Below are 15,829 nucleotides of genomic sequence, written 5' to 3' on the forward strand. Positions count from 1 at the left end.
AAAGAGACGAATAAGGATGGGATCGGGAGGATGCTGAACGAAGAACAGCAGATGCTGAGGGACATGGCGGCGGAATGGGTGCGTGATCGCCTGCCCGTGACGGCGCTGCGGTCGCTCTATGGCCATGATGGTGGCGGCCGGCCGGATGCGGAGGGTTTCGATCCGGCGGCCTGGGCGGAAATGGCCCAGATGGGCTGGACGGGCATTTTGGTGCCGGAGGCGCAGGGCGGCTCCGATTTCGGCTGTCGCAGCATGGGACTGGTGCTGGAGGAACTGGGCCGGACATTGGGCGCTTCGCCGCTGCTGAGTTCGGCGCTGGTGGCGGCATCGGCGCTGCGGCTGGGCGGGACGGAGGCGCAACAGGCGCGCTGGCTGCCGGGCATTGCCGACGGATCGGCTATAGGCACGCTCGCGGCGGAGGAAGGGTCGCAGCATGAGCGCGAGAAGATCGCGCTCGCCGCCATGGCGGTGGGCGACGGGTGGGTGCTGAACGGCATCAAGCGGCCCGTGCAGGATGGCATGGCGGCGACCTTCGCCATCGTCGCGGCGCGCACCCATGGCCTCCCCGGCGACAGGGACGGGATCACCCTGTTCCTGGTGGCAAGCGATACGCCCGGCCTCTCGCGGGAAGCGCTGGACCAGATCGACGCGCGGCGGCCCGCTCTCTTCAGCTTCGACAATGTGACGGTGAGCGCTGACGCCGTATTGGGCGAAGTGGGCAAGGGCATCGACCTGCTCGACAGTTTGTTCGACCGGGCGGCCATCGGCCTGGCGGCGGAAATGCTGGGCAATGCATCCCAGGCCTTCGACACCACGCTCGATTATCTCAAGACGCGGGTGCAGTTCGGCGCAATCATCGGCTCCTTCCAGGCCTTGCAGCATCGCGCGGCGGAGATGTTCGGGGAATTGCAGCTCGCCCGCTCGGCTGTGGAGGCGGCGCTGGACGCCATGGACGCGAACGATCCCGCCCTTCCCGCCCTCGCCTCCCTGGCCAAGGCGACCGTTGGGGAAACGCTGCACGGTATTTCATCCCAGATGGTCCAGCTTCACGGCGGCATCGGCATGACCCATGAGCATGATGCGGGACTTTATCTGAAGCGGGCGCGGATGGCGGCGCAATGCTATGGCTCGACCGCCTGGCATCGCGAGCGCTGGGCGCGGCTCAACGGCTATTGAGGCGACCGGCATGCAATCGCGTGAAATCCACCTGAAGCGCCGCCCGATCGGCACGCCGGTCGCGGAAGACTTCGCCATGGTCACGGTCGACGCACCGCCGCCCGGTCCGGGCGAAGTGCAGGTCCGCAACCTGTGGATGGCGGTCGATCCCGCCATGCGCGGGCGGATGAGCGACGCCAAGAGCTATGTCCCGCCCTTCGCGCTCGATGCGCCGATGGAGGGGCCGGCGATCGGAGAGGTCATCGCTTCCAATGATCCGGCCTTCGCGCCGGGCGATCTCGTCTTCTCCCGCCTTGGATGGCGGGAGGTTTTCAACGCCCCTGCCAGTGCGCTTCAGCAGCGGGACAGGAGCGCCCTCCCCACCCAGGCCTGGCTCTGTTTCGCCGGGATGCCGGGCCTGACGGCCTATGCCGGGCTGATGCGGATCGCACGGCTGCGACCTGACGAGGTCGTATTCGTCTCGGCAGCGTCCGGTGCGGTCGGCTCGATAGCCTGCCAGATCGCCCGCAACACCGGATGCAAGGTAATCGGATCGGCGGGCGGCCCGGAAAAGACCGCCTTCCTGCGCGATGTGCTGAAGGTCGACGCCGCCATCGATTACAAGGCGGAGCCGAACCTCACCAAGGCGCTCGCCCGTGAGGTCAAGGCGATCGGCGCGACGGGCATCGACGTTTATTTCGAAAATGTCGGCGGCGATCATTTGCAGGCCGCGCTGTCGCTGGCCCATAATTTCGCCCGTTTCGCGGTGTGCGGGATGATCTCCCAATATAACGTCACCGATGCGCCGACCGTGCCGCGCAACCTTACCATGATCATGACCAAGCGCATCCGCATGGAAGGCTTCATCGCACTCGACCATATGGACCTTGAGGCCGAGATGGTTGAGCGGATGACGGCCTGGAACGCCGCGGGGCAAATGGCTGCGGCGGAAACGGTCTATGAAGGGATCGACAAGGCGCTGGATGCCTTTTGGGGTCTGTTCACCGGCGCGAATATCGGTCGGACCCTTGTCGGATTCCTGGGGTGAAACTGCATGTATGATTTGCTGAAAGGCCTGCGCGTCGTCGAAGGCGCCGCCTTCATAGCCGGGCCATCCTGTGGCCTGCACCTCGCTCAGATGGGCGCGGAAGTGATCCGCTTCGACGCCATCGGCGGCGGTCCGGACTACCGCCGCTGGCCGGTCGCGCCCAGTGGCGAAAGCCTCTATTGGGAGGGGCTGAACAAGGGCAAGAAATCCATCGCCATCGACCTTGGCCGTCCCGAAGGCCGCGAACTGGCCGTGGCGCTGGCGACGGCGCCGGGCGACAATGCCGGGCTGTTCCTCACCAACTATCCGGTAAAGGGTTTCCTCAGCCATGAAGCGCTGGCGGCGAGGCGCGCCGACATCATCACCGTCCGGGTGATGGGCTGGGCTGACGGATCGCCAGCGGTCGACTATACGATCAACGCAGCGGTCGGCGTGCCGCAGATGACGGGGCCGGCCGATGACGAACGGCCCGTCAACCATGTGCTGCCGGCGTGGGATTTGCTGGGCGGAGCCTATGCCGCCTTCGCGCTGACATCGGCGCTGCTCCGCCGCAGGACCAGCGGGGAGGGCGCGGAAATCCGCGTTCCCCTGTCCGATCTGGCGGCGTCCAGCCTGTCGCATCTGGGTTCGGTGGCGGAAGTGCTGTCCGCCGGAGACCGCCCCCGCATGGGCAATGACCTGTTCGGCGCCTTCGGACGCGATTTCGTGACGGCGGACGGCAAGCGGCTGATCGTCGTCGCCATCACGCCGCGCCAGTGGAGCGGCCTGCTCAAGACGCTGGACCTCAGCGATGCGGTGGGCGCTATCGAAACGGAACTTGGGACCAGCTTCGCCAGGGATGAAGGCGCCCGCTTCACCCACCGCGCCCGCCTCTTCCCGCTGTTCGAGGCTGCCTTCGCAAGCCGCACGGCCGAAGCGCTGAAACCCGCCTTCGACGCGGGCGGCGTCACCTGGGGCGAATATCAGACGCTGCATCGGGCGGTGACGACCGACGCGCGCCTGTTCACCGCCAATCCGCTGTTCGAGACGCTGACCCATCCGAGCGGCCTCAGCTATCCGACATCCGGTCCGGCGGGCACGCTGGCGAACGAAGCGCGCGGTCCCGTCGCCATCGCGCCGAAGCTGGGGCAACATACCGACGAAGTGCTCGCCACCGTGCTGGGCCTGGACAGCGGCGCGATCGGACGGCTGCATGATGAAGGGCTGGTGGCATGACCGTGACCGAAGCCGACATCGCCCATTGGCGCAGCTGGATCGGCAAGACAGAGAGCCGCACTGAAATTCTGGACAGTAAGGCGCTCACCCGCTTTGCCGCCGCCATAGGCGAACCGCTGAACGTCGGGGAAATCCAGCCGTCCCTCGCCCATTGGGCCTTCTTCCTGCCCATCGCCGCAGCGGACCGGATCGGTCCCGACGGCCACCCCAGACGCGGAGGCTTCCTGCCCCCGGTCAGCCTGCCCCGCCGCATGTTCGCGGCATCGGACATGGCATTCGGTCCCTCTCTGCTGCTCGACAGGGAAGCAACCCGCATCTCCACCGTGCGCGATGTCTCGCATAAATCGGGACGCAGCGGCGAGCTGATCCTGCTGACCGTGGACCATCGCATCGTCCAGGGGGACAATGAATGCGTGCGCGAGACCCAGACCATCGTCTATCGCGATGCAGGCGGCGCGACTCCCGCCATCGTTCCGGCCCCATTCCCCCCGGAGGAGAAGGACGCCGTCTGGACGCCGTCCACGGTCGATCTGTTCCGCTTTTCCGCCGTGACCTTCAACAGCCACCGCATCCATTACGACCTGCCCTATGCTTGCGCGGAGGAAGGTTATCCGGGGCTGGTGATCCACGGTCCCTTCACCGCCGCCAAGCTGTTCGGCCAAGCCCGCAACGGAGGGCGCATGCCCAGCCGCTTCTCCTTCCGCGCCGTCGCCCCGGTCTTTTGCGGGCAGGGCGTGCTGCTGCGCGAGGATGAGGGCGGTCGCTTCCGCGCCATTCGCTGTGACGGCATGGACGCCATGGTGGCGGACGTCGCTTACTGAAGTTCTGAGAGAGGAGTTTTTCGAGATGGACGCCGAGACGTTCGACCTGTTCCGCACCACCGTCCAGCGCTTCGTCGCGGAAAAGCTGATCCCCGCCGAAGATGCGGTCGAGGAGGCCGACGCCGTCCCCGAAAGCATCATCCAGCAGATGCGCGACATGGGCCTGTTCGGCCTTTCCGTGCCGGAGGAATTTGGCGGCCTTGGCTGCACCATGGCGGAGGAAGCGGCGATCATCCGGGAGATCACCCGCGCCTCGGTCGTGTTTCGCTCCGTCATCGGCACCACGGTCGGCATCGGCAGCCAGGGCATCGTCATGGACGGCACCGAGGAGCAGAAGCGCGAATGGCTGCCCAAATTCGCGACCGGCGAAGCCATCGCCAGCTTCGGCCTGACAGAGCCGGAGGCGGGTTCCGACGCGGGTTCGCTGCGCACGGTCGCGATCAGGGACGGCGACAATTACCGCATCAGCGGCACCAAGCGCTACATCACCAATGCCCCCCGCGCGAGCGTCTTCACGCTGATGGCGCGCACGGAGCCCGATGTGAAGGGCGCGGCGGGCATCTCCGCCTTCATCCTGCCCGCCAGCACGCCGGGGATCAGCTTCGGCAAGCCCGACAAGAAGATGGGGCAGAAGGGATCGATCACCACGGACGTTATCCTGGACGATGTGGTCGTGCCAGCGAGCGCCATCATCGGCGGCGTGCCCGGGCGCGGCTTCAAGACCGCGATGAAGGTGCTGGATCGCGGACGCATCCACATCGCGGCCGTCTCGCTCGGCATGTGCCAGCGACTGATCGACATGGCGCTCTCCTACGCGCTGGAGCGCAAGCAGTTCGGCCAGCGCATCGCCGACTTCCAGCTTGTCCAGGGCATGCTGGCCGACATGAAGGTCGACATGCTGACCACCGAAGCGCTGATGCAGTCAGTCGCGGCGAAGTTCGACGCGGGCGAGCCCGTCAGCCTGGAATGCGCCGCGCTCAAATATCATGCATCTGAAGCTGTGGGCCGGATCGCGGACCGCGCCGTGCAAATCTATGGCGGCGCCGGCTATATGGCGGAGTATAAGGTGGAGCGCTTCTATCGCGATGTCCGTCTGCTGCGCATCTATGAGGGCACCAGCCAAATCCAGCAGACCATCATCGCCAGGCAGATGATCCGCCAGGCCGAATCCGCCCGCTGATTTTTCATCCGAAGGACTTATCCCCATGCGCAGAGCCGCCATCGTCGCCCCCATCCGCACCGCCGTCGGCAAATATGGCGGGTCGCTCAAGTCGATGACGGCGGGCGATCTGGGCGCCATCATCATCAAGGCGCTGGTGGATCGCACCAGGATCGACCCCGAGCGGATCGACGACGTGGTGTTCAGCCAGGGCTATGGCAATGGCGAGGCGCCCTGCATCGGCCGCTGGTCGGCGCTGGCGGCGGGGCTGCCCGAATCCATTCCCGGCGTGCAGCTCGACCGGCGCTGCGGCTCCGGACTTCAGGCGGTGATCGACGCCGCCATGCGTATCCAGACCGGCGCCGCGGACATGGTGATCGCGGGCGGCGTGGAAAGCATGTCGAACGTCGAATATTATTCGATCGATCATCGCTGGGGCGCCCGGTCCGGCTCGACCCAGTTCCACGACCGCCTGACGCGGGGCCGGGTGATGTCCCAGCCGATCGAACGCTATGGCATCATCAGCGGCATGATCGAGACGGCGAACAATCTCGCCAGGGATTATGACATATCGCGGGAAGCCTGCGACGAATATGCCGCGATGAGCCACCAGCGCGCCGCCGCCGCATGGGAAGCGGGCAAGTTCGACGACGAACTGGTTCCCGTCCCAGTGCCGCAGCGCAAGGGCGAGCCCCTGATGTTCGTGAAGGATGAGGGCGTCCGCGCCGACGCCACGCCGGAATCGCTGGCCCTGCTGAAGCCCATCGAGAAGGACGGCGTCGTCACCGCCGGCAATGCCAGCCAGCAGAATGACGCGGCGGCGGCCTGCCTCGTGGTGGCGGAAGACAAGCTCAGCGAACTCGGCCTGGAGCCCATGGGCTATCTGCATAGCTGGTCGGCGGCGGGCTGCGACCCCTCGCGCATGGGCATCGGGCCGGTTCCGGCGGTCGAACGGCTGTTCGCACGCACCGGCCTCGGGTGGAAAGACATCGATCTGGTCGAACTCAACGAAGCCTTTGCGCCACAGGTGCTCGCCTGCCTCAAGGGCTGGAACTGGGACGACCGGGACAAGCTGAACGTCAATGGCTCGGGCATTTCGCTGGGCCATCCCATCGGGGCTACGGGCGGACGGATTCTCGCCAATCTGCTGCGCGAATTGCAGCGACGCGATGGACGCTATGGACTGGAGACGATGTGCATCGGCGGCGGCCAGGGTCTGGCCGCCATATTCGAGCGAGCCTGACAAAGGAGCATGGCCGCCCAAGGGGGAGCGCAATGTCCGCTCCCCATCCGAAGCACCTATGGGACGCGGCTCAAATTCCGCCGGCCACCACCGGCCAGCCGCCCTGCTCCAACCCGGCGCTCAAGTCCGCCACGCACCGATCCAGCCCTTCCGCGTCGACTGAGCGGATCACGAAATTAGCGCCCGTCCTCCCCTCGCGGAAGAAGGGATAGCTGCCGATCTGGCAACCCTCATGCGCCCGTTCCGTCGCGCCGAGAAGGTCCGCGATCTCGCTTTCCGCCACCCAGCAACCAATGGTGGCGGACAGCACCGGCAGCCCCCCCTCCAGCTTCCCCGTCAGGCTATCCAGCATCCCGGCGGTGATATGCGGCACGCCGGCCATGATGAAGATATTGCCATGCCGAATGCCCGGAGCGCCCGACATGCGATTTTCGATCAGGCTTGATCCGGCAGGTGCGCGGGCCATGCGCAGACGCGCCTCGGTCAAGCCTCCGCGCGTTTCATAATAGGCCGACAGCATCGCCTGCGCCTCCGGGTGGATTTCAACGTCGACGCCCAGCGCCGCGGCGATGGCGTCCACGGTAATATCGTCGTGGGTCGGCCCGATGCCGCCGGTTGTGAACAGATAATCGTTGCGCGCACGAAGCGCATTCACCGCTTCCACGATCGCGTCGCTGTCATCGGCGACCACCCGCACTTCGCGCAGGCGGATGCCCTGCACATTCAGCCATGTCGCAATCTGCGACACATTCTTGTCCTGGGTCCTGCCCGAGAGAATCTCGTCGCCGATCACGATCAGCGCTGCGGTCCATATGCGGGTCGGGTCGGCCATAGGCTGGCCATAGCTTCTGCCGCGCGCCCTGCCTAGCCGCCCTCTCGCATTATGCGGCATCCCCGCCTATAATCACGTCCATGACCGAATATATGACGATGACGGCGGACGCGCCGATTTCCCGCTCGACCGCGATCAAGCTCTATGACGCGGCCGGTTTCGAAGGCATGCGCAAGGCCGGGCGGCTGGCCGCGGAGATACTGGACGCGCTGGTGCCCCACGTCGTGCCGGGCGTCACGACCGGAGAGCTGGACGACATCGTCCGCCGCATGACGCTGGACGGCGGCGGCGTGCCCGCGACTTTGGGCTATCGCGGCTATACCCATAGCTGTTGCATCTCGCTCAACAATGTCATCTGCCACGGCATTCCCGGCGATCAGAAGCTGAAGGAAGGCGACATATTGAATATCGATGTGACGCCGCTGGTCGATGGCTGGCACGGCGACAGCAGCCGCATGTATATTTGCGGCGAAGCCCCGATCAAGGCGCGGCGCCTGGTCGAAGTCACCTATGAATGCCTGATGCTGGGTATTGAGCAGGCTAAGCCCGGCAATATGCTGGGCGACATCGGCCATGCCATCCAGCGTCATGCGGAAAAGCACCGCTATGGCGTCGTGCGCGATTTCTGCGGCCACGGCCTGGGCCGCGTGTTCCATGACAGCCCGGAGGTGGTCCATGTCGGCCGCCCCGGCACCGGCCCGGAACTCAAGCCCGGCATGTTCTTCACCATCGAACCTATGATCAATATCGGCAAGCCGGGCGTGAAGATGCTGGAGGATGGCTGGACGGCGGTCACGCGCGACCGTACCCTGTCCGCGCAGTTCGAACACAGCATCGGCATCACTGAAACCGGTTGCGAGATATTCACCAGGAGCCCTGCGGGTCTCGACGCGCCGCCATATCAGCGTTGATCATATCAGCCATGCCTAAAAAATGGGCAGCATATCATGATATTGCCCGGAATCCGGGCAATATGGACAAAAGTTGCTGCATCGCAGAAAGCAGTTTCCAGCGATTCGCTATTTGGCACGGTAATTGATTAGGAAGAGAGGCGGCTCTTGCCTTCGGGGGGGCATGACGGTCGTCGCTCGATCAGGACGAACGGCGGGATCATACCCGCCATTTGGCGCGCGTTTGAGTTGGGATATCTAGAGATGAAGAAGATCGAAGCGATCATCAAACCGTTCAAGCTCGACGAAGTGAAGGAGGCCCTGCACGAAGTGGGCGTGTCGGGCATCACCGTCACCGAAGCCAAGGGTTTCGGCCGCCAGAAGGGCCATACGGAACTTTATCGCGGCGCCGAATATGTGGTGGATTTCCTGCCCAAGGTGAAGCTGGAGGTCGTGGTGGACGATTCGCTCGCCGAACGGGTGGTGGAGGCGATCTCTGCCGCGGCGCAGACCGGCCGCATTGGCGACGGCAAGATCTTCATTTCCAATATCGAGGGTGCGGTGCGCATCCGCACCGGCGAGCGCGACAGCGACGCCATCTGATTTTCACCAAACTTCTCGCCGGCTTCAGCGGTCTGGCGGCTGACCACATCAACTTACCCCTTCGGGGGGGTATCATGAAAGAAGGGCAAGGTTCACATGGCTAACACGCCTAAAGACATCCTGAAGATGATCGAGGAAAAGGAGATCGAATGGGTCGATGTCCGTTTCACCGATCCCAAGGGCAAGTGGCAGCACCTGACCATGGTGTCTTCGGTGCTGGGCGAGGATGAACTGACCCAGGGCCTGATGTTCGACGGTTCGTCGATCGAAGGCTGGAAGGCGATCAACGAGTCGGACATGATCCTGAAGCCCGACCTGGACGCCGTCTATGTCGATCCGTTCAGCGCCACGCCGATGCTCATCATCTTCTGCGACATCGTGGAACCCGATACCGGCGAACTCTACAGCCGCGACCCGCGTTCGACCGCGAAGCGCGCCGAAGCCTTCGTCAAGTCGGCCGGTTTCGGCGACACCGTCTATGTCGGCCCGGAAGCCGAATTCTTCATGTTCGACGATGTCCGCTTCAACTCGGACTATAATGAATCCTTCTTCAAGATCGACGATGTCGAGCTGCCGACGAACACCGGCAAGGAATATGAAGGCGGCAACCTTGCCCACCGTCCGCGCGCCAAGGGCGGCTATTTCCCCGTCGCGCCGGTCGATCCCTGCACCGACATCCGCGCCGAGATGGTGTCGACCATGCTGGAAATGGGCCTGCCCTGCGACAAGCACCACCATGAAGTGGCCGCTGCCCAGCACGAACTCGGCTTGACCTTCGGCACGCTGGTCCAGACCGCCGACCGCATGCAGATTTATAAGTATGTCGTGCAGATGGTCGCCCAGGCCTATGGCAAGACGGCGACCTTCATGCCGAAGCCGATCGCGCAGGACAACGGTTCCGGCATGCACACCCACATGTCGATCTGGGAAGGCGGCAAGCCGCTCTTCGCGGGCGAAGGCTATGCCGGCCTCAGCGAAACCTGCCTCTACTTCATCGGCGGCGTCATCAAGCACGCCAAGGCCCTGAATGCCTTCACCAACCCGACCACCAACAGCTACAAGCGCCTGGTGCCGGGCTTCGAAGCCCCGGTTCTGCTGGCCTATTCGGCCCGCAACCGCTCGGCCTCCTGCCGTATTCCCTACGGCGCGGGCGCCAAGGCGAAGCGCGTCGAATTCCGCTTCCCCGACGCGATGGCCAACCCCTATCTGTGCTATTCGGCGCTGCTGATGGCCGGCCTTGACGGCATCGAGAACAAGATTCATCCCGGCGCCGCGATGGACAAGAACCTGTACGACCTGCCGCCGGAAGAACTGAGCCAGGTGCCGACCGTTTGCGGTTCGCTGCGTGAAGCGCTGAACTCGCTGGCCGCCGACTACGACTTCCTGCTGAAGGGCGATGTGTTCACCAAGGACCAGATCGAGGCCTATCTCGAACTGAAGTGGCCCGAAGTGTACCGCTGGGAAATGGCTCCCTCGCCGGTGGAATTCGACATGTACTATAGCGCCTGATCCATTCGGGACTGTTGGAAAAGGGGCTCGGTCGCACAGGCGACCGGGCCCTTTTCATTTGGGATGTGGGAATGGACGGAAGCAGAACGCCATTATCCGATCCAACCGGGCCATGCTCCTCCGAAGGCCGACGCACAGCTCAAACGATGTTCAAGCGCCGGACCGGCCCTCATGGGCCACTTGCCTCATTCGGCTGCCTTGGCATGATGCGCTTGATGGCGACAATTGGCGAATTCAGCTTCAGCCCAGATCCGCCCATTGCCCGCCTGCCGCAAAACTCCGACAATCGTTCCCATGTCGATCATCGAATCGCTGGGCCTGTCCCATCCCATCATCCAGGCGCCGATGGCCGGTGTCTCTACGCCCGCCATGGCGGCAGCCGTCTCCAATGCAGGAGCGCTTGGCTCCATTGCCGTGGGCGCCACCGACGCGGCGGGCGCCCGCGCTATGATAGAAGCCGTCCGCGCCCAGACCAGCGGTCCCTTCAACGTCAACCTTTTCACCCATCGGCCCGCGCGCAGCGACCCCGTCAGGGAAGCGGCCTGGCTCGCCGCACTGACGCCACTGTTCCAGGCCTATGATGCCCAGCCTCCGACCGGCCTGCGCGAAATCTACCGCAGCTTCGTGGAGGACGACGCGATGCTCGCCACCTTGGTCGAACTTGCGCCGCCGGTCGTCAGCTTCCATTTCGGATTGCCCGATCCAACCAGCATCGCGGCGCTCAAGCGAGCCGGATGCCTTCTCCTCGCAACCGCCACCAATCCGGCCGAAGCGCGGGCTGCGCGGGAAGCGGGCATCGACGCCATAGTCGCACAGGGATATGAGGCAGGAGGCCATCGAGGCGCCTTCGATCCCGAATCGCCTGACGACCAGCTCGGCACCCTCGCCCTCACCCGCCTGCTTGCAGCCCAATGCGACCTGCCCGTGATCGCCGCGGGCGGCATCATGGACGGGCAAGGCATTCGTGCCGCGCTCGCCCTCGGCGCGGTCGCGGCACAACTGGGCACAGCCTTCATCGCCTGCACGGAAAGCAGCGCCGACGCAGCCTATCGCGCCGCCCTCACGAGCCCCGCTGCCCATCACACCGCGATGACCCGCGCCATTTCAGGTCGCCTGGCCCGCTGCCTTGCCAATCGCTTCACCGCCTGGGGCGCCGAGGCAGCATTGCAGCCGCCCGCCTACCCCATCGCCTATGATGCGGGCAAAGCGCTGAACGCCGCGGCAAAAGCCAAGGGCGAAGGCGGCTTCGGCGCGCAATGGGCCGGCCAGGGTGCACCGCTGGCTCGCGCCCTGCCCGCCGCCGAGCTGATCGGCCTTCTGGCGAGGGAAATGCAGGAAAGCGCCTAGCGCGCGTCGGGAATGGACGCCCCGAACAGCAAGATCAGCTCGCCAGCAGGCGACAGCGCAATCTCCCCGCCGACGCTCGTCACCAAGGTGCGCACCATCCACGCCGCCGACGTGCGCGAAGCCAGCCCCTCCGGCGGCAAAGTCCCCGCCAGCGCGGCCCGCAGGTCGGGATCAAGCACCAGTTTCGGCCCTTCCGCCCGCACGACGATCTCCGTCACGCCCGGCCGCTTTTCCGCCCCGATGTCGAGCTGGCCGCCCCGCACGAGCGCATCGCCCGCGATCAGCGCCAGGTTCAGCAACACCTTCACCGGCAGCTTTTCCAGCATGTCGTCCTCGACCAGCCAGCCGATCTTCACCCGGCCCGAAGCCGCGAACATACCCTCGATCGCGACCCGCGCCTCATGCGTCGGCACGGCATCGCCAAAGCCGCCCGCCGAACCGAAGGCCAGGCGGAAGAATTTCAGCTTGTTCGCAGAGGTCTTCGCGCTGTCCGCCAGCAGGTCCAGACAACGCTGCCGCATTTCCGGGTCCGTTTCGTCCGCCATCAGCTCGAGCCCGTTGTTGAGCGCGCCGACCGGGCTCAAAAGGTCATGACAAAGGCGCGAGCAGAGCAGGCTGGCAAAATCGATGCTGTCGATCGGATTGGTCATGAAGGTTCGCTGCCGCCGGAGAAATGAACAGGAAGGAATGAACGGCTAATGCGCTGCCCTGCATCGCGATGCAACCCTCACTCACATGATGTCGAGCAAAGCCTCGACAAATTGCACCTGTCCGTCTCTCCCCGCCTTGGCAAGCCACAGGCGGGCCGCGCCGCCCCCGACGATCAGCCAGAGGCTGCCGTCGGGCGTCGCGCAGGCCGCGTCGGTTTCGGATGGCACCGCCTGACCGCCCGGATGCGAATGATAATGGCCGACGATCGCCGCCCCGCCCGCCCGCGCCGCGCGATGGGCGGCGATCAGTTCGACCGGGTCCAGTTCGAAATGCCGCGCCGGATCGCCGGCGACATTGGCGGCGGGCCGAACCGCCTCGATCCGGCCCGCCTTCCCCAGCAGCAGCCCGCAGACCTCATGCCTGTGCGCCGCCGCTTCGGACATGATTTGTTCCAGCAGCCCTCTTGAAATCCCAACCCTCATTCCTACATTCCTACCCAATGGGTTCGGGGGTTTCCATCATTGAAGCGACAATCGGTGAGGCGCAGGCTGGCATGCGGCTAGACAAGGCGCTTGCCGAGCTGGTTCCCGATCTTTCGCGCGAGCGGCTGAAGGCGCTGATCGTCGAGGGCCAAGTGACGGAAGACCCGGGCAAGGGGGGTGCGCGATCTCCCAATCCTTCCATGAAGGTCGCCGCGGGACAGGCTTTCGCCATCACCCTTCCGCCACCCGTCGAGGCCGAGGCCGTCGCGCAGGACATCCCGCTGGTCGTGGTGTATGAGGACGCAGACCTGATCGTCATCGACAAGCCGGCGGGCCTGGTCGTCCACCCGGCGGCGGGCAATCTGGACGGCACGCTTGTCAACGCGCTGCTCCATCATTGCCAGGGCCAGCTTTCCGGCATCGGCGGGGTGGCGCGGCCAGGCATCGTCCATCGCATCGACAAGGATACTTCGGGGCTGTTGGTCGTTGCCAAATCCGACCGCGCGCATGAAGGGCTCGCGCAGCAGTTCAAGGCACATTCGATCGATCGGCTCTACGCCGCGATCGTCTATGGCGTGCCGCAGCCGGCGACGGGCACCATCGACACATGGATCGGCCGGTCCGACGCCGACCGAAAGAAGATGGCGGTTCATCGGGAAGGGCGCGGCAAACATGCCGTGACGCATTACCGTACGATGGAAAGGCTGCGCGGCGCGGCCATGGTTGAATGCAGGCTGGAAACCGGACGAACGCATCAGGTCCGCGTCCATATGGCGCATCTGGGACACCCCTTGATCGGCGACCCGGTTTACGGTAAAGAGAGAAAAGGTTTCAAATCGATACTGGAAACGCTGGGTTTCGAAAGGCAGGCATTGCACGCGAAAAGGCTGGGGTTCATACATCCGTTAACGGGTGAGGCGCTCAGCTTCGACAGCAAACTCCCTGTCGATATGCAGGAACTGTTAAGCGAGCTTCACGTATAGTTTTGGACAAGTTTGCGACGGCGCCTTGGACGCCTCTTCTGGGTCCCGCCGCGCATGAAAGGGAAAGGTGACGACATGGCTGATAAAAGCAATGTCCCCGCGGTTCCGGCGCTGGGCGGTGAAGCCAGCCTCAACCGCTATTTGTCGGAAATTCGCAAATTTCCGATTCTGACGCCCGAGCAGGAATATATGCTCGCGAAGCGCTATGCCGAGCATGCGGATTCCGAGGCCGCTGCCCAGCTCGTGACCTCGCATCTGCGCCTCGTGGCGAAGATCGCCATGGGCTATCGCGGCTATGGCCTGCCGGTCAGCGAGCTGATCAGCGAAGGCAATATCGGCTTGATGCAGGGCGTGAAGAAGTTCGAACCGGATCGCGGCTTCCGTCTGGCGACCTATGCCATGTGGTGGATTCGTGCATCGATCCAGGAATTCATCCTGCGGTCCTGGAGCCTCGTGAAGATGGGCACCACCGCTGCGCAGAAGAAGCTGTTCTTCAACCTGCGCCGGATGAAGAACAATATCGAAGCGTTCGAGGATGGAGACCTGCACCCCGACGACGTCAGGAAGATCGCGACCGATCTGGGCGTTACGGAGGAGGATGTCATCTCCATGAACCGCCGCATGGCGATGGGCGGCGACACGTCGCTCAACGTGCCGATGCGCGAGGATGGCGAGGGCCAATGGCAGGATTGGCTGGCTGACACCGATCCGCTCCAGGACGAACGCGTCGCCGACCAGCAGGAGAGCGAACTGCGCCACGACATGCTGGTGGAGGCGATGGACGACCTCAACGATCGGGAGAAGCATATTCTGGCCGAACGGCGCCTGGCGGAAGAGCCCAAGACGCTCGAGGAACTCTCGCAGGTTTATGGCGTCAGCCGCGAGCGCGTCCGCCAGATCGAGGTCCGCGCTTTCGAGAAGCTGCAAAAGGCGATGATGCGGATTGCAGGCGACAAGCTGGGCAAAATCTCCCGCCTCGCCGCTGTCTGATCGGATGGCAAAACGCAAAGGAGCCCCGGAGTGAAATCCGGGGCTTTTTTTCGCTCACCCACTCAATAATCATTCGTGATCCGCGCGAAACCGGGATCTCAGGCAGCAAAAGTGCACCCGGCGTCATAAGCCCGGCTTTCGTCGGCGCTGAGAGTGGCCTTCTCCCATCTTGAACCGCCCGGCATCCGCGCTACCACGGCAATATGAACGCCAAGTCCGCTTCCCCTCGCCGCCGCTCCCGCTGGATCGGGATCATCCTCAAGATCATCGGTGGTTTCGTTGCCCTCTCTCTGCTGATGGTGGTGATTTATCGCTTCGTGCCGCCGCCCGTGACATGGACGATGTTGCTGGACCACAACGGCATCACCAAGGATTGGATGAGCCTGGACAAGATGGACCCGGACATGGCGCGCGCCGCCATCGCTGCGGAGGATAGCCGCTTTTGCAGCCATCATGGCTTCGACGCCGTCGCCATCGCTCAGGCCATGCGGCACAATGCGAGCGGCGGCCGCATCCGCGGCGGATCGACCATCAGCCAGCAGACCGCAAAGAATGTTTTCCTGTTCCAGGGCGGCGGTTTCGTCCGCAAGGGGCTGGAGGCCTGGTTCACGCTCCTGATCGAAGCGATCTGGGGCAAGCGCCGGATCATGGAGGTGTATCTGAATGTCGCGGAAACCGGCATCGGCACTTATGGCGCGCAGGCTGGTGCGATCCGCTATTTCCACCACGGCGCCCAGCGACTGACCCGTGCAGAGGCCGCCCGCATCGCCGCAGTCCTGCCTCTTCCCAAGAAGCGCGAAGCCATCGACCCCCATGGCTTCACCCGCCGCTATGGCAACAGCATCACCGCCCGCATCGGTATTGTCCAGCGCGACGGGCTGGATAGCTGCCTGAAATGAAA

At 64.4% G+C, this 15,829-nt stretch carries 16 protein-coding genes; 13 read left to right on the forward strand and 3 right to left on the reverse strand.

Going from position 1 to position 15,829, the window contains the following annotated elements:
- Positions 1 to 30 precede the first annotated feature (30 nt).
- Genes A0J57_RS02755 through A0J57_RS02780 form a run of 6 tightly spaced genes read left to right on the forward strand, consistent with a single transcriptional unit; the run spans position 31 to position 6,641 of the window.
- Positions 31 to 1,176, forward strand: a complete 1,146-nt coding sequence (locus A0J57_RS02755) for an acyl-CoA dehydrogenase family protein (RefSeq protein ID WP_062017016.1) — start codon at positions 31 to 33, stop codon at positions 1,174 to 1,176.
- Between the two features lie 10 nt (positions 1,177 to 1,186).
- Positions 1,187 to 2,203 (forward strand): NADP-dependent oxidoreductase, encoded by a 1,017-nt coding sequence (locus A0J57_RS02760; protein WP_061938812.1) that lies wholly within the window; start codon positions 1,187 to 1,189, stop codon positions 2,201 to 2,203.
- 6 nt (positions 2,204 to 2,209) lie between these two features.
- Positions 2,210 to 3,418, forward strand: coding sequence for a CoA transferase (locus A0J57_RS02765; RefSeq protein WP_061938815.1), 1,209 nt, complete (start codon positions 2,210 to 2,212; stop codon positions 3,416 to 3,418).
- Positions 3,415 to 4,239: a hypothetical protein gene (locus A0J57_RS02770; RefSeq protein ID WP_061938818.1), complete on the forward strand. Its 825-nt coding sequence runs from the start codon at positions 3,415 to 3,417 to the stop codon at positions 4,237 to 4,239. Before A0J57_RS02765 ends, A0J57_RS02770 begins: the two co-directional genes overlap by 4 nt.
- Positions 4,240 to 4,264: 25 nt before the next feature.
- Positions 4,265 to 5,419 (forward strand): acyl-CoA dehydrogenase family protein, encoded by a 1,155-nt coding sequence (locus A0J57_RS02775; RefSeq protein ID WP_025548828.1) that lies wholly within the window; start codon positions 4,265 to 4,267, stop codon positions 5,417 to 5,419.
- A gap of 25 nt (positions 5,420 to 5,444) precedes the next feature.
- The gene (locus A0J57_RS02780) at positions 5,445 to 6,641 is read left to right on the forward strand and encodes an acetyl-CoA C-acetyltransferase (protein WP_061938821.1); all 1,197 of its coding nucleotides are present in this window, start codon (positions 5,445 to 5,447) and stop codon (positions 6,639 to 6,641) included.
- Positions 6,642 to 6,711: 70 nt separating this feature from the next.
- Here the strand turns inward: A0J57_RS02780 and A0J57_RS02785 are convergent, their stop codons facing one another.
- The gene (locus A0J57_RS02785) at positions 6,712 to 7,473 is read right to left on the reverse strand and encodes a molybdopterin-binding protein (protein ID WP_025548830.1); all 762 of its coding nucleotides are present in this window, start codon (positions 7,471 to 7,473) and stop codon (positions 6,712 to 6,714) included.
- A gap of 80 nt (positions 7,474 to 7,553) precedes the next feature.
- On the opposite strand from A0J57_RS02785, the gene map reads away from it, so the two are divergent.
- From map to A0J57_RS02805, 4 genes are all read left to right on the forward strand, one after another.
- Positions 7,554 to 8,384 (forward strand): type I methionyl aminopeptidase, encoded by an 831-nt coding sequence (gene map / locus A0J57_RS02790; protein ID WP_025548831.1) that lies wholly within the window; start codon positions 7,554 to 7,556, stop codon positions 8,382 to 8,384.
- A 243-nt stretch (positions 8,385 to 8,627) separates the two neighbouring features.
- A complete protein-coding gene (locus A0J57_RS02795) occupies positions 8,628 to 8,966 on the forward strand; it encodes a P-II family nitrogen regulator (RefSeq protein WP_007685085.1) in 339 nt (112 codons plus the stop codon).
- A gap of 96 nt (positions 8,967 to 9,062) precedes the next feature.
- Positions 9,063 to 10,475, forward strand: a complete 1,413-nt coding sequence (glnA, locus tag A0J57_RS02800) for a type I glutamate--ammonia ligase (RefSeq protein ID WP_025548834.1) — start codon at positions 9,063 to 9,065, stop codon at positions 10,473 to 10,475.
- A gap of 294 nt (positions 10,476 to 10,769) precedes the next feature.
- Positions 10,770 to 11,822 carry a nitronate monooxygenase family protein gene (locus tag A0J57_RS02805; RefSeq protein ID WP_061938824.1) on the forward strand — a complete coding sequence of 351 codons (1,053 nt, stop codon included), beginning with the start codon at positions 10,770 to 10,772 and terminating at the stop codon, positions 11,820 to 11,822.
- Here the strand turns inward: A0J57_RS02805 and A0J57_RS02810 are convergent.
- Together A0J57_RS02810 and A0J57_RS02815 are read right to left on the reverse strand one after the other, a co-directional pair.
- Positions 11,819 to 12,472, reverse strand: coding sequence for a histidine phosphotransferase family protein (locus A0J57_RS02810; RefSeq protein ID WP_061938827.1), 654 nt, complete (start codon positions 12,470 to 12,472; stop codon positions 11,819 to 11,821). The genes A0J57_RS02805 and A0J57_RS02810 overlap by 4 nt on opposite strands.
- Before the next feature lie 81 nt (positions 12,473 to 12,553).
- A complete protein-coding gene (locus A0J57_RS02815; protein WP_061938830.1) occupies positions 12,554 to 12,955 on the reverse strand; it encodes a Mov34/MPN/PAD-1 family protein in 402 nt (133 codons plus the stop codon).
- Between the two features lie 17 nt (positions 12,956 to 12,972).
- On the opposite strand from A0J57_RS02815, the gene A0J57_RS02820 reads away from it, so the two are divergent.
- From A0J57_RS02820 to mtgA, 3 genes are all read left to right on the forward strand, one after another.
- Entirely contained in the window at positions 12,973 to 13,938 is a 966-nt protein-coding gene (locus tag A0J57_RS02820; RefSeq protein WP_061938833.1) for an RluA family pseudouridine synthase, read from the forward strand.
- Positions 13,939 to 14,013: 75 nt separating this feature from the next.
- Complete coding sequence (rpoH, locus tag A0J57_RS02825) at positions 14,014 to 14,928, forward strand: RNA polymerase sigma factor RpoH (RefSeq protein WP_025548839.1); 915 nt, start codon at positions 14,014 to 14,016, stop codon at positions 14,926 to 14,928.
- Between the two features lie 203 nt (positions 14,929 to 15,131).
- Positions 15,132 to 15,827, forward strand: a complete 696-nt coding sequence (gene mtgA, locus A0J57_RS02830) for a monofunctional biosynthetic peptidoglycan transglycosylase (RefSeq protein ID WP_061938836.1) — start codon at positions 15,132 to 15,134, stop codon at positions 15,825 to 15,827.
- Positions 15,828 to 15,829: the final 2 nt, after the last annotated feature.

The organism is Sphingobium sp. 22B (assembly GCF_001580035.1).
Classification (GTDB): domain Bacteria; phylum Pseudomonadota; class Alphaproteobacteria; order Sphingomonadales; family Sphingomonadaceae; genus Sphingobium; species Sphingobium fuliginis.